Origin of the sequence: Pseudomaricurvus albidus (assembly GCF_018863235.1) — a bacterium.
GTDB lineage: Bacteria > Pseudomonadota > Gammaproteobacteria > Pseudomonadales > Cellvibrionaceae > Pseudomaricurvus > Pseudomaricurvus albidus.
This window is the reverse complement of the sequence record NZ_JAHKRS010000012.1, coordinates 104,048-116,603: the sequence shown is the minus strand read 5'-3', so window position 1 is coordinate 116,603 and position 12,556 is coordinate 104,048. Positions and strand designations below refer to the sequence as shown.

Genomic DNA, 12,556 nt, shown 5'->3' with positions numbered 1-12,556 from the left:
AGCCATGTCTCAGAATTATCTCTTTTTTATTGGTCTCGTTTCAGCCGCGGTGTTTTTGTTGAGCTTTGCATTAACCACACCGGTATTTGGTGAATCGAAAAAAAATCGCGCTCGCCTTCAGCAGAGGCTGCGGGAAGTTCGCGAACAAACCGAGTTGCCGGCGAGCGCCAAGCTGCTGAGGGATAACTATTTAAGTCGATTGAGCCCATGGGAAAAGCAACTGGAAGGGTCAAAATGGCTGGTTTCACTGTCGCCCTACCTTCAGCAAGCCGGTTATCGCATTCCGGCCTACAGGTTCATCGGCATTGCCTTGCTCACAGCTCTGCTGGCTGGATTTATTGCGGCAATCTTCAGTAATTTCATCTGGATCATAATCCTGGCGCCTGTGGCCGGTTTTTGCCTGCCCTTTTTAAAGCTTAACCGCGACCGCAACCAGCGGCTTGAACGTTTTGAAGAGCAATTGCCAGAAGCCCTGGAGATCATGAAGCGCGCCTTGCAGGCCGGCCACCCTTTGGTCGAGTGTCTGCATCTTGTCGGTAGCGAAATGGAAAACCCCATCGCCGGAGAGTTCGAGACGACGTTTATGGATCTGAATTACGGTAACAGTATCCGTACAGCCCTGCTGGGATTGCTGGAAAGAATTCCCAGTGTGACGGTCATGGCCTTGATGACGTCAGTGGTTATACAAAAAGAGACCGGCGGCAATATGGCTGAGATTTTTGACAAACTGGCCAAGGTGATTCGCGGGCGTTACCGATTTCAGCGCAGGGTGCGCACCCTTTCAGCCGAGGGGCGTATCTCGGCCTGGGTGTTGTGTCTCGTGCCTTTTGTTTTGTTCGGCATTATTTCAATCACCACTCCCACATACCTGCCGGTCCTGCTTGAAACGCCAGCAGGTCAAAATCTTCTGATAGCAGCCGGAATTGGCATGGTGATCGGAATTTTTGTCATCCGAAAAATCATCCGAATAGAGGTGTGAGCTATGCAGTATCTACTGGAATTGATCAACTCAATGGTTCAAAACCCCCAGGCCTCTCAGACGATTTTTGTCATTATCACTGCCACAGCCGCCTTTGCCTGTGTGTTGAGTGTGGGGTATCTGATCACGGCTTTCAGTGATCCCGCCAAGAAGCGATTGAGTGCAATTGTTCAGGACAAGCAAACGCCCGATGGCCCATCCGTAGGGGATGATTTTTTTAAGCAGGTCATGGGCACTGCCGCCAGTGCGCTACTGCCAAGCAACCAGGCAGAGAAAAGCCGCATCCAAAAACACCTGATTATCGCAGGCTACCGCAACAGCAATGCGGTCACCAACTTCTATGCGTATAAAACCATACTGGCTGTAGGCCTGCCACTGGCGGTGATCATGCTGGCCAGACTTTCACCGGAGATCTCGCCCCAAAATGTCATTGTGGCCGCACTTATTGCGTTTTCAGCTGGCGTTATGGCTCCCAATTACATTCTCAAAAAGATCATGGCCAAACGGCAGAGAAAACTCAAAGCCGGATTTCCGGACGCTCTCGATCTGTTGGTAGTCTGTGTGGAATCAGGCCTGGGATTAACCAGCGCGATTGCCCGGGTTGCTCAGGAACTGAACATTACCCACCCTGAATTGGCTGCCGATCTGGCGTTAATTAACAAGGAAATCATGGTGGGTGTACCGCGCTCAGACGCCTTCCGAAATCTTTCGGAACGAACCGGGCTGTCGGAAATTAAAGGTCTTGCAACCCTGTTGGATCAAAGCATGCGTTTTGGCACCAGTGTGGCCGATGCGTTACGCACCTATGCAGAAGAGTTCCGGGATAAACGCATGCAGGCGGCAGAAGAAGCGGCAGCCAAAATCAGTACCAAATTGATCTTTCCACTCACGATGTTTATCTGGCCTTCATTTTTTGTCATTGCCATAGGCCCCGCCATTCTCCAGGTTATTGAAGCCTTCAAATAAGGAAAAGGATATGTCTCTTTCTATGATATTCCCAGGCCCCTCAAAAGTGATTGTATTGGCCTGTGTTCTGACACTGGGCGGTTGTTCCAGCATGAATAATCACAGCGCGGGCGGACAAGATAATAGCGATCTGTATCAAGGCTCACGATCCCTCGCTTATAAAAGTAAAACCCAAAACGCCTCCATCGATGAACTTAACAGCGAGTCTCAAAGCGCCCTGCAGAGCGGCAACACGGATCAGGCCATTTTCTATCTGGTCCAGTCACTGGCCAAAGACCCAGAACAACCTGAAATATACCGACGCATAGGACAAATTCATCTACATCTGAACAACCTCGATCTGGCACAGGCTGCGTTTGAACGGGCTTTAAACAAGGCTCCTGACGATATTGAATCGTTGACTGGCCTCGGAAAAATACACCTGCGTCAGAAACAGCGAGAGCTGGCCCAGTCCTACCTTATGCGAGCTGTGGATGTAGATCAGAAACGCTTTAAACCACTGTTGCAACCCAAACCAGTCCCGGAAGAGACAGGCGAGTCCAGTATGAAAGCAGAATCTGTCGCTGAAACATCAACAAAGCCTGTTCTCCGTGTAGACAGGCAATCGCCTTATACCGTTTACAACAATCTGGGCGTTTTGGCGGATCTTGAAAACCGCTTTGAAGAAGCCCAAAGCTACTATCAGCTGGCCATCAAGATCCAGCCAGCCAGCCCATCGGCCTATAACAACCTGGGCTATTCCTACTACCTGGCCGGAAACTGGCCGGAGGCCGAACTCTATTACCACCGTGCGATAGAGCAGGACGCCAACTTCTCTCAGACCTGGTACAACATAGGGTTGCTGTACGTCCGGATGGAAAAGTACGAAATGGCCACCGATACCTTTGCCCGACTGATGAAAGAGCCTGAAGCCTATAACACCGTGGGTTACCTCTGCATGACCAGTGGCAAATACCTGATCGCTGAGCGATATCTGGAAAAGGCCATCAGTGCGTCACCGGTCTACTTTGCCAAAGCTCGAGAAAACCTTAAATTGAACCGGCAATACCTTGAGGACAGTCTGGTCGCCAAATCCACTCCCTGAGCGCCATCTCCATCTGCTCGTCCATTGCCCCCAATCTATCTATGCCCTCCCCCCTGATCCAGACGCGCGGGGGGGGGGGGGGGGGGGGAAATTGATCCCCTCAGCCATTATGTTTCACTGATATGAACCTAAGGATTCATACTTCAATATTTTTGAAACATTGAGTTTGCACTATTCTCTGTCTCATCAGGTAACGATCTAACCACTTCTGGAGATTTAAGAGATGAGTGACAAGCTAGCCGGACTGAGTCAGTCACAGCTTGATGCCCACTGGATGGCATTCAGTGGTAACCGTCAGTTCAAGAAAGACCCCCGTATCATCACTGGTGCACAGGGCTGTTACTACACCAGTGCCGATGGCCGTCAGATTTTTGATGGTTTGTCTGGTCTCTGGACCTGTGGTGCAGGCCACTGCCGTCCGGAGATCGCTGAAGCGGTCAGCAAGCAACTGAGCAGCCTGGATTACGCTCCCGCATTCCAGTTCAGTCACACCAAAGCTTTTGAGTTGGCAGAGCGAATCACCGACTTTATGCCACAAGGCCTCAACCGCGTGTTTTTTACCGGTTCCGGCTCTGAATCGGCTGAAACCTCTCTGAAAATCGCCCGCGCTTACTGGCGTAAAAAAGGTCAGCCTACCAAAACCAAACTGATCGGTCGTTCCAAGGGTTACCACGGTGTTAACTTTGGTGGCATCAGTGTCGGTGGTATTGGCGGCAACCGTGCCCTGTTTGGCAATGCCGTAGAAGCCGACCACCTGCCGCACACCGTTTTACCACAAAACAAATTCGTTAAGGGCATGCCTGAAGAAGGTGCCGAGCAAGCTAACGAACTGCTGGAACTGATCGCCCTGCACGATGCATCCAACATTGCGGCGGTTATTGTCGAGCCCATGGCCGGTTCTGCCGGTGTACTGCCGCCACCAAAAGGCTATCTGCAACGCCTGCGCGAAATCTGCGATCAGAACAATATCCTGCTGATCTTTGATGAAGTTATTACCGCATTCGGTCGTATGGGTGCCAAAACCGGCGCTGAAGCGTTTGGTGTAACACCAGACATCATCAACACGGCCAAGCAGCTCACCAACGGGGCTGTGCCTATGGGTGCCGTGATCGCCAAGCAAGAGATCTACGATACCTTTATGGAACAAGGTGGCCCTGAGTATGCGGTAGAACTGCCCCACGGGTACACCTACTCTGCTCACCCTGTTGCCTGTGCCGCCGGTTTGGCTGCACTGGATATTCTGGAAAATGAAAACCTGATCGAGCGCTCTGCGGAACTGGCTGTGATTCTGGAAGACCGCGTGCACCAGCTGAAAGGCACGCCTTTGATCACCGATATCCGCAACTGCGGTGTTGCCGCTGGATTCACCATTGAATCGGCTCCAGGTGAACCTCTGAAGCGTCCTTTCCAAATTGCCATGAACATGTGGGACAAGGGTTATTACGTTCGCTACGGCGGCGATACCATCCAGCTGGGCATGCCATTTATCTCCAAACCAGAAGAAATCGACACTCTGGTCAGCGCTCTGGGCGACAGCATCAACGAAGTTGCCAAAGGCTAAAACCCGTCACACGCCATGCCCAGGTCACTGGGCATGGCTCGACTTAACAAGACAGAATTTAACCAAGAGGTATTTATGAATATTGTCGGACACTTGATCAATGGAACACTGAGTGAGGCCGCCGAGCGGACTCAAGACGTTTTCAACCCTGCAACCGGAGAAGTCACCAAGCAGGTTGCTCTCGCCTCTAAAGATACCGTTGAAGAAGCTATTGCCGCTGCCCAGGCTGCCTATCCCGCCTGGCGTAATACGCCGCCCGCAAAACGTGCCAAGATCATGTTCCGTTTCAAGCAGCTGCTGGAAGAAAACGCTGAGCAAATCTGTGCAATGATCGGCGAAGAGCACGGCAAAATCTCTCACGATGCCATGGGCGAATTAACTCGCGGTATCGAGAACGTAGAATATGCCTGTTACGCCCCCGAGCTGCTGAAAGGTGAACACAGCCGTAATGTCGGCCCTAACATTGACTCCTGGAGCGAAATGCAGCCACTGGGTGTTGTTGCCGGTATTACTCCGTTCAACTTCCCGGCCATGGTGCCTCTGTGGATGTATCCACTGGCTATTGTTTGCGGCAATACGTTTGTACTTAAGCCTTCAGAGCGCGATCCTTCTTCCACTCTGTTCGTTGCACAATTGCTGCAGGAAGCCGGTCTGCCTGACGGTGTCATGAACGTTGTTAATGGCGACAAGATTGCCGTTGACACCCTGCTGACCGACTCACGTGTTCAAGCTGTAAGCTTTGTAGGCTCAACACCAATTGCCGAGTACGTATACGCAACTGCCAGCGCCAATGGCAAACGCTGCCAGGCTCTGGGTGGCGCGAAAAACCACGCCATCATCATGCCTGATGCCGACATGGATAACGCGGTTGCCGCCATGACTGGTGCTGCCTTTGGCTCATCCGGTGAGCGTTGCATGGCACTGTCCGTTGCCGTTTGTGTGGGCGATGAAGCCGCAGACAGCCTGATTGAAAAAATGACCGAAGCCATGAAAGATCTCAAGGTTGGTGCCTACAGCGACGCCAGCAATGACTTTGGTCCCGTCATTACCGAAGCCCACAAAAACAAGGTCAATGGCTATATCAACAGCGCTGAAGAACAAGGCGCAACCATTGTAGTCGATGGTCGCAACCCTCAGGTTGCCGGCTTTGAAAATGGCTTCTTTGTTGGTGGTACGCTGATCGACAACGTCAAACCAGGTATGAAGTGCTATGACGAAGAGATCTTTGGTCCGGTACTGCTGGTCGTTCGCGCAGAAACCATGGACGAAGCCATGCAAATGATTAACGATCACGAATACGGTAACGGTACCTGTATCTTTACCCGTGACGGTGAAGCTGCACGCTACTTTACCGACAACATTCTGGTAGGTATGGTGGGTATTAACGTTCCCCTGCCGGTACCGGTTTCCTATCACAGCTTCGGTGGCTGGAAACGTTCACTGTTTGGTAACCTGAGCGCTTACGGGCCTGACGGTGTTCGTTTTTACACCAACCGTAAAACCATCACTCAGCGCTGGCCTTCCAGTGGTGTCCGTGAAGGCGTTCAGTTTTCTTTCCCAAGCTGATAGCCCGGAAATTAACACCTGAACACAAAAAAAGAGGCGTAACGCCTCTTTTTTTGTGTCTCACATACGCTTTCTGTTAGTTGAGCGTCATAATGTCCTGCTTGACTCGGCCCATTACCTGCTCGGAAGTGTTACCACGCATGGCCAACATCACACCGCGGCGACGCAAGGTTCCCACAACAATGATATCGGCATTCACTTCTTGAGCGACTTCAGCCACCACCTCGTCGGGAGGTCCCTGGCGAACATGGATTTTGTCGGAATCAATACCCAGCTTGCGCACCATATTGCCGCGATCAGGGTAGTTCAAAGAATCCGAATAGGCATTAACCACCTGGAAATCTGCACCATAGCGTTCTGCCATCCATTTCCCACGGGCAATGACCTTGTCGCACAGTTCTGTGTACTGGGGTGAAGAATCCTGCATTTTGACCGCCGCCAGTACCACTTTCCGCTGACTGTCCGCACCGGGACGACAAATCAATACCGGGCAAGTCGCATGACGTAACACCTGCCACTTGGCATCACTGAAACGGTTGCGGCTCTCTTTACTCGAGTAGTCAGGCATTAAGATTAAATCTGCCTCTGTGCGCTTTGCACCTTGCAATACCGCCTCATGCCATTGCGTTGACCAGCAAATCACCAAAGTGAAATCAAGGCCTTCGTCTTTCATGGGCTGCTCGAGTTTTTCAAACCACTCACTGGTGCGGTACAGATCCGGATTTTCGGCATCCAGAGACACGGCCGCCGGGTCCACCGCGACGAAGACCTTCAGCTTGGGGCTGACATCACGCAAGCGCGAGGTGATCACCGCACGCTCTAAAGCAACATGTTCTTTTTGGGTGGGATCAACAACAACAAACAATGTATCCGGTTTCGACATTTTTATAGACTTCCCTAAACGTAATCGTGTGAATGTAGTGTAGTCCATCTTCAGAAATTGCTGTTGATTCACGTCAATCAAAAAGAAATTCACGCCACACCAACAATTTCTACACACTCAACATGCTTGAAAATTGATGCAGAGTAAACCCCTGCTGATTACGAATAAGTTGATACTCCTTGATCTTCCCCGCTTCGACCACTGACACTAAGGCTCCCGACCATCTCTTGACTTGTATCAAGACGCTGCAGCCAACGCTCCCATAGACTCATTTCTAACCTGTCCACTGACATTGAGTGATTTTATGAGCGCATGCAGCCAGCAGACCAGTTTCTCGCCCGACTCTGTATTTGCCGGAAATTGCCAGCCTGCCAGCTATTGCTGGGAAGCCACTCTGCTTAATGAATCTGTGAAGGCAGCGCCTTCAACAGCCTCCACGGTGAGCCTTCGCAATCGCTCGCCACTGGGGCTAAACCTGGCAGCTCCTGGCTACATTATTCCCGCCCCCTCATTGGAAACTACTTCCAACCCAAGTTTGCTGGATGGTCTACTGCGTGAAATCAATCATCGGCAGGCAGAATTTAAAGGGCGTACAAGCCCCTGGCTAAAATGGCAGATTCCTCACGATCTCCTCGACAATACCGACGTTACCCAGCTAATGTATTTTATCGGGCGTCAATTCCAACTCAGTGACCGGAGGGACAATTTTTACTGTGTTTCTTTTGCACTGAAAGAGCTGGATGCAGAACGTTTGGCCCTGTTCAAAGGCCTGGGTTTTAATGCCATTGAGTTTGTCTTTGAGCACGACGATGCCTTTAACTCTGAAACTCTCAACTATTGCTCATCACTGGCTCAGGGCTTCCACTTCCAGCACTTTGGATTACAACTACAAGCACCACCCCCTGAGGCCGCCAAAACACTTCATGAGACGTTCCATTCGGGCGGTCGGCAACCAGACACCATTACTTTCCGACCAACCGCCAGCTTCGGAGTCGATGATAGCCAACAATTCCAAGCGTTGTTTTGGGATTTAAAAGCACTCGGTTATGAGGTTCTGGGTAATGATTACTTTGTCATTCCGGGCTCTCCACTATCCAGTGCCCGCAAGGATCATCACCTGGTAAGAAACCTTCGGGGCTACAACTGCCAGGCAGTCAGTGATGTGCTGGGATTGGGGCCTGGCAACACAAGTGCCACAGGCCAAATTCGTATGACCAACCCGGAGGCGCTGGACACCTACTTCAAGTGTGAGTTTAACCAGTACACAATAGAGCCTGTCAGCACCGCCACCAAGCAGATGGTGGATCAGCTGCTGTGCTATCACCAACTGGATTTGGCTTATTTCAGGCAGCATTATGAGCTGGAAACAGAGCGAATTCGGGACACCCTGACAATGACACCTTACCTGGAGAGCACTCCACCTCTCTACGGGGTTCAGGATGACATACTGACACTGACCAACAGCGGTGTTCTGCACTTATCCGCCCTCTGCATGGCTCTCCACAGCCAACTTTCCTAGCGGGGCTTTGCTCCAAAAAGAGCCTTTACCTGTATCCAGCCCTGTAGGACAATACCGCCATTCCTGAGGATGAGTCATTCTGTGTGATCCTACCCGAGCTGATTTTATGAGCAACACGATTCCAACCGCATACGACGACGAAAAGAAGTGCCATCACAACCCGCTGGTTTCCTGCGGTGATTGTCGGCTGAACGCTATTTGTCTGCCAATTAGCCTGCACATTGATGATATCGACAAGCTGGATGATATTATTCAACGCGGCCGCCCTCTTCAAAAAGGGGAATATCTCTATCGCTCTGGTGATGCCTTTCAGTCCGTGTATGCGGTTCGCTCCGGCTCGGTTAAAGCCCTGAACATCACGAATGACGGACAGGAGCAGGTCACAGGCTTCTATTTACCGGGCGAAGTGCTTGGGATGGATGGGATCGCCCAGAATCGCTACAGCAATTCGGCCATTGCCCTTGAGACCTCCGCCGTGTGTGAAATCCCGTTTTCACAACTGGAAGGTCTCAGCCTGAAACTGCCTACACTGCAGCGACACTTTTTCCAGCTGATGAGCAAAGAGATCACTTCTGATCAGCAACTGATTACCCTGCTCAGTAAAAACAGTGCCGACGAACGCATCGCCTCACTGCTGCTGAGTATTTCGACACGCAACCATCATCGCCACCTTTCCGCAACGTCATTCCAGCTACCCATGTCACGCTCTGATATCGGAAACTACCTGGGCCTGACAATTGAAACCGTTAGCCGCGTGCTGGGACGTTTGCAAAAAAGCGAATTGATTCGAGTCGATAAAAAAGATATCCAGATCCTGGATATGGACGGACTTAAAAGAATTGCGCATGTTGAGACTGAATGCCTGTAATCAATCTGCAAGCTACAGACCATCCAGTAAACACCTTCCTGAATAAATAGAAAACCCGACTGTTCGGGTTTTCTATTATTGGTTTCCCTTTTACACCACTACATCACTCGGTCATGACTTAAAACTTGTAACCCACAGAGAGGGTGTACACGTAAGGATCAATCTCAACATCCGACTCAATTTCGGAACCATTATCGAATTTGATGGTGGCCGTTGAGTCAATATCGATCCAGCGAACAGAGGCATTGATCAGCCAGTTCTGGTTCAGGTGATAGTCAAAACCAACCTGAAAAGAGGCGCCCCAGGAATTGTCCATCTCAACATCACCACCCACTAACCCCAAAGTCGCAAAGGTAGCATCTGCGGCACTGGTGGTGTCTTCCTCAAAGAAAACGGTGTAGTTAATCCCAACCCCCAAATAAGGCTGGAAGTTATTTCCCAGATCAATGTGGTAGACCGCACTCAAAGTCGGTGGCAAGTGTTTTACATCTGCTACGTCCAGCCCTTGCAGAGCCATCGCATCGGTTACAGTTGCAGTATGCGAAAACGGTGTTGCAGCCAGCAGCTCAATACCCCAACTGTCGGTGACCATGTACTCGAGGGTTAATCCCAATTGGGTATCATCATCCACCTTTAACGTTCCACCCAATGGATCGGGAAGCACTGTACCATCCAGCGTTAGTGGCGAGCTGCTTTCGGCCGGAGCAACCTGAGTAGCACCCGCACGCACAACCCAGTCACCAGCCTGGTAAGTTTGGGCCAAAGCCGGTAAAGCCATTGTGCAAGCCGCGGCCAGGGAGACGATGTGTAAAGCCTTTTTCATGGTTTATTCCCTCTAAGTAGGATGAAGTATCTTATCTGCGGCTATTACACCCGAACCAACCGCAGAAGTTCTTGATCTGGATTAAATCTTTTACAAGTAAAAGAAAAACCTCGAAAATACTCTCCAACAGCAGTTTTTAGTCGCTATCCCTACTTTGAGCGACAATCCAATCCAGTCAAATACCGTCAGAGAAAACACATGAACCAGAAAGATCGTTTACAACAGGTTTTCAGTGCCATCGATGAAAAAAACAAACAAGATCCTCATACTGTAGAACATCAGGGTGAGTTTGTAGCCAAAGAGTGGCTTTATGGGCAACGTATGACGCAATGTCTGACAGAATTTCAACCTGACGCTTCCGAGATACTTCAAATCGCCTGCCGGGCACAACACATACAACGCTGGACTATAGCCCGCCGTGATTACCCCATGGATCGTCCGGGATACAGACGCTGGCGCACCGAACTGGCAAAGTTTCACGCGACCTTAACAGCCGAGCTGATGTCCGAGAGCGGGTACAGCGAGGAAGAACAGGAACGAGCGAAAAGTCTGCTGCAAAAAAAACAACTCAAGCGCGACCCGGAAGCACAGACCCTTGAAGATATCGCCTGCCTTGTCTTTTTGACCTACCATCTGGAGGACTTCGCCTCACAACACAGCGAAGAAAAAATCATCGATATCATTCGCAAAACCTGGAATAAAATGTCAGAGGAAGGCCATGCGGCGGCATTGAAACTGCCTCTTTCAGAAACCATGGCTACATTAGTGGGCAAGGCGTTGAACGGTTAGTAAAGCTTGCAACGTGTACTTGATACTAAAAAACGTACATCTCACCCTGGTAAGCATCAGCGTTGCGGGCTTTATGCTGCGAGCCATCTGGGTGCGATGCACCCAGCTTGACCAGACATCATTCAGAAAGCCAAAGGGTTGGCTGTCTCGCCTTGCTCATGCCATCGACAGTCTTCTGTTAGTCAGCGGGCTGGGATTGATGGCGCTAACACACTTCACCCCCTTTAACACTAGCTGGCTTGCCATCAAACTCCTGCTGTTGCTCGGGTATATATTTCTGGGAGCGCTGGGCTTGCATTATGCCCCACCACAATGGCGCACTTTCTGTTGCATATTGGCATTAACCTGTGTCACCAGCATGGCTTTGCTTGCCATCGAAAAACCCACGCTGTGGTGATTTTTTAACCCATTCCTTTTGCTTTATTTTGTACTGGATGACAATTCAGAAGCTCTGCGCTCGGGTCGGTTGTAGTCAATTACGGGCTGGGCCATAATGCGCGGCCCTTTCGCTCCGGCGCCATCAAGATGTTCAAACAGGTTATCTATGTGGTTTAAAAATCTTCTGCTGTATCGCTTTACCAGTCCTTTTGACACCGATCCCGAACAACTCAATGAACGTCTGCAACCACAGGCTTTTACTCCCTGTGGGCGGCAGGAAACCAGCCGCTACGGCTGGGTGAGTCCAATGGGTGATCTGAGCCAGGAGCTTTACCACAGTGCAAACGGCTGCCTGATGCTGTGTGCCCGCAAAGAAGAAAAAGTTCTTCCCGCCTCCGTTATTCGTGAAAAGCTAGAAGACAAGGTCAAATTCATCGAAGCTCAGGAAGACCGCCGGGTTTACCGTAAAGAAAAAGAAACACTCAAGGAAGAAATCATCTTTGACTGTCTGCCGCAGGCCTTCACCAAGTCTCACCGTACCTTCGGTTATATAGATGTACAAAATGGCTGGCTGTGTATCGATAGCGGCTCCTATAACAAAGCCGAGGAATGGATGAAGTTGCTACGTGATACGCTGGGCAGCTTACCGGTTGTCCCTGTTCAGGTGACTGAATCACCGGCTGTGGTAATGACCAGCTGGTTGCGCGGTGAGCCCCTGCCAGAAGATCTTGAACTGGGAGACGAATGTGAACTCAGAGAACAAAGAGAAGACGGCAGTATTATCCGCTGCAAAAAGCAGGAACTGCTCGGATTGGAAATCGAACCGCACCTAAACGCCGGCAAACAAGCAGTTAAATTGGCACTGCACTGGGATGAATGCCTGCAATACATGCTTGCCGATGATCTCTCCATCAAGCGCCTGAAATTTGGGGAAGAATTAATCAGCGAAGCTCAGGACAGCGCCGATGGGGACAAGGCCGCGCAGTTTGATGCGGATTTTGCATTAATGACCGGAACCCTCCAACGCTTCATTCCCGCTCTTCTCGGTCATTTTGGTGATAAGCGGCCAGACCCCATCTAAACCCTCCCCAAACCATAAGCATGAACTGATAAAGGCTTTGATTAATCATTGATTAAAGC

At 50.6% G+C, this 12,556-nt stretch carries 12 protein-coding genes; 10 read left to right on the top strand and 2 right to left on the bottom strand.

Going from position 1 to position 12,556, the window contains the following annotated elements; all coding sequences use genetic code 11:
• Nucleotides 1-4: 4 nt before the first annotated feature.
• From KOI40_RS16795 to KOI40_RS16775, 5 genes are all read left to right on the top strand, one after another.
• Complete coding sequence (locus KOI40_RS16795; RefSeq protein ID WP_216098704.1) at nucleotides 5-979, top strand: type II secretion system F family protein; 975 nt, start codon at nucleotides 5-7, stop codon at nucleotides 977-979.
• A 3-nt stretch (nucleotides 980-982) separates the two neighbouring features.
• The gene (locus KOI40_RS16790) at nucleotides 983-1,945 is read left to right on the top strand and encodes a type II secretion system F family protein (protein ID WP_216098703.1); all 963 of its coding nucleotides are present in this window, start codon (nucleotides 983-985) and stop codon (nucleotides 1,943-1,945) included.
• Between the two features lie 10 nt (nucleotides 1,946-1,955).
• The gene (locus KOI40_RS16785) at nucleotides 1,956-3,029 is read left to right on the top strand and encodes a tetratricopeptide repeat protein (RefSeq protein WP_216098702.1); all 1,074 of its coding nucleotides are present in this window, start codon (nucleotides 1,956-1,958) and stop codon (nucleotides 3,027-3,029) included.
• A gap of 223 nt (nucleotides 3,030-3,252) precedes the next feature.
• The gene (aptA, locus tag KOI40_RS16780) at nucleotides 3,253-4,590 is read left to right on the top strand and encodes an omega-aminotransferase AptA (RefSeq protein WP_216098701.1); all 1,338 of its coding nucleotides are present in this window, start codon (nucleotides 3,253-3,255) and stop codon (nucleotides 4,588-4,590) included.
• 75 nt (nucleotides 4,591-4,665) lie between these two features.
• Nucleotides 4,666-6,156 (top strand): CoA-acylating methylmalonate-semialdehyde dehydrogenase, encoded by a 1,491-nt coding sequence (locus KOI40_RS16775; RefSeq protein ID WP_216098700.1) that lies wholly within the window; start codon nucleotides 4,666-4,668, stop codon nucleotides 6,154-6,156.
• A gap of 76 nt (nucleotides 6,157-6,232) precedes the next feature.
• Here KOI40_RS16775 and KOI40_RS16770 read toward each other — a convergent pair whose 3' ends face one another.
• The gene (locus KOI40_RS16770; protein ID WP_216098699.1) at nucleotides 6,233-7,039 is read right to left on the bottom strand and encodes a universal stress protein; all 807 of its coding nucleotides are present in this window, start codon (nucleotides 7,037-7,039) and stop codon (nucleotides 6,233-6,235) included.
• Nucleotides 7,040-7,343: 304 nt separating this feature from the next.
• Between KOI40_RS16770 and KOI40_RS16765 the strand changes: the two genes are divergently transcribed.
• Nucleotides 7,344-8,558, top strand: a complete 1,215-nt coding sequence (locus KOI40_RS16765; RefSeq protein ID WP_216098698.1) for a hypothetical protein — start codon at nucleotides 7,344-7,346, stop codon at nucleotides 8,556-8,558.
• Nucleotides 8,559-8,664: 106 nt separating this feature from the next.
• Complete coding sequence (fnr, locus tag KOI40_RS16760; RefSeq protein WP_216098697.1) at nucleotides 8,665-9,426, top strand: fumarate/nitrate reduction transcriptional regulator Fnr; 762 nt, start codon at nucleotides 8,665-8,667, stop codon at nucleotides 9,424-9,426.
• Between the two features lie 118 nt (nucleotides 9,427-9,544).
• Here fnr and KOI40_RS16755 read toward each other — a convergent pair whose 3' ends face one another.
• On the bottom strand, nucleotides 9,545-10,249 hold the full coding sequence (locus KOI40_RS16755; RefSeq protein ID WP_216098696.1) for an OmpW/AlkL family protein: 705 nt from the start codon (nucleotides 10,247-10,249) through the stop codon (nucleotides 9,545-9,547).
• A 198-nt stretch (nucleotides 10,250-10,447) separates the two neighbouring features.
• Between KOI40_RS16755 and KOI40_RS16750 the strand changes: the two genes are divergently transcribed.
• The 3 genes from KOI40_RS16750 to rdgC all read left to right on the top strand — a co-directional run bounded on the left by KOI40_RS16750 (nucleotide 10,448) and on the right by rdgC (nucleotide 12,497).
• Nucleotides 10,448-11,038 (top strand): DUF4202 domain-containing protein, encoded by a 591-nt coding sequence (locus KOI40_RS16750; RefSeq protein ID WP_216098695.1) that lies wholly within the window; start codon nucleotides 10,448-10,450, stop codon nucleotides 11,036-11,038.
• Between the two features lie 13 nt (nucleotides 11,039-11,051).
• The gene (locus KOI40_RS18940) at nucleotides 11,052-11,435 is read left to right on the top strand and encodes a SirB2 family protein (protein WP_216098694.1); all 384 of its coding nucleotides are present in this window, start codon (nucleotides 11,052-11,054) and stop codon (nucleotides 11,433-11,435) included.
• Nucleotides 11,436-11,582: 147 nt separating this feature from the next.
• Entirely contained in the window at nucleotides 11,583-12,497 is a 915-nt protein-coding gene (gene rdgC, locus KOI40_RS16740; RefSeq protein ID WP_216098693.1) for a recombination-associated protein RdgC, read from the top strand.
• Nucleotides 12,498-12,556: the final 59 nt, after the last annotated feature.

Excerpts from the sequence above, each read along its gene's own strand:
- KOI40_RS16795 (WP_216098704.1), top strand. The coding sequence starts at position 5 with ATGTCTCAGAATTATCTCTTTTTTATTGGTCTCGTTTCAGCCGCGGTG.
- KOI40_RS16790 (WP_216098703.1), top strand. The coding sequence starts at position 983 with ATGCAGTATCTACTGGAATTGATCAACTCAATGGTTCAAAACCCCCAG.
- KOI40_RS16785 (WP_216098702.1), top strand. The coding sequence starts at position 1,956 with ATGTCTCTTTCTATGATATTCCCAGGCCCCTCAAAAGTGATTGTATTG.
- aptA (WP_216098701.1), top strand. The coding sequence starts at position 3,253 with ATGAGTGACAAGCTAGCCGGACTGAGTCAGTCACAGCTTGATGCCCAC.
- KOI40_RS16775 (WP_216098700.1), top strand. The coding sequence starts at position 4,666 with ATGAATATTGTCGGACACTTGATCAATGGAACACTGAGTGAGGCCGCC.
- KOI40_RS16770 (WP_216098699.1), bottom strand. The coding sequence starts at position 7,039 with ATGTCGAAACCGGATACATTGTTTGTTGTTGTTGATCCCACCCAAAAA.
- KOI40_RS16765 (WP_216098698.1), top strand. The coding sequence starts at position 7,344 with ATGAGCGCATGCAGCCAGCAGACCAGTTTCTCGCCCGACTCTGTATTT.
- fnr (WP_216098697.1), top strand. The coding sequence starts at position 8,665 with ATGAGCAACACGATTCCAACCGCATACGACGACGAAAAGAAGTGCCAT.
- KOI40_RS16755 (WP_216098696.1), bottom strand. The coding sequence starts at position 10,249 with ATGAAAAAGGCTTTACACATCGTCTCCCTGGCCGCGGCTTGCACAATG.
- KOI40_RS16750 (WP_216098695.1), top strand. The coding sequence starts at position 10,448 with ATGAACCAGAAAGATCGTTTACAACAGGTTTTCAGTGCCATCGATGAA.
- rdgC (WP_216098693.1), top strand. The coding sequence starts at position 11,583 with ATGTGGTTTAAAAATCTTCTGCTGTATCGCTTTACCAGTCCTTTTGAC.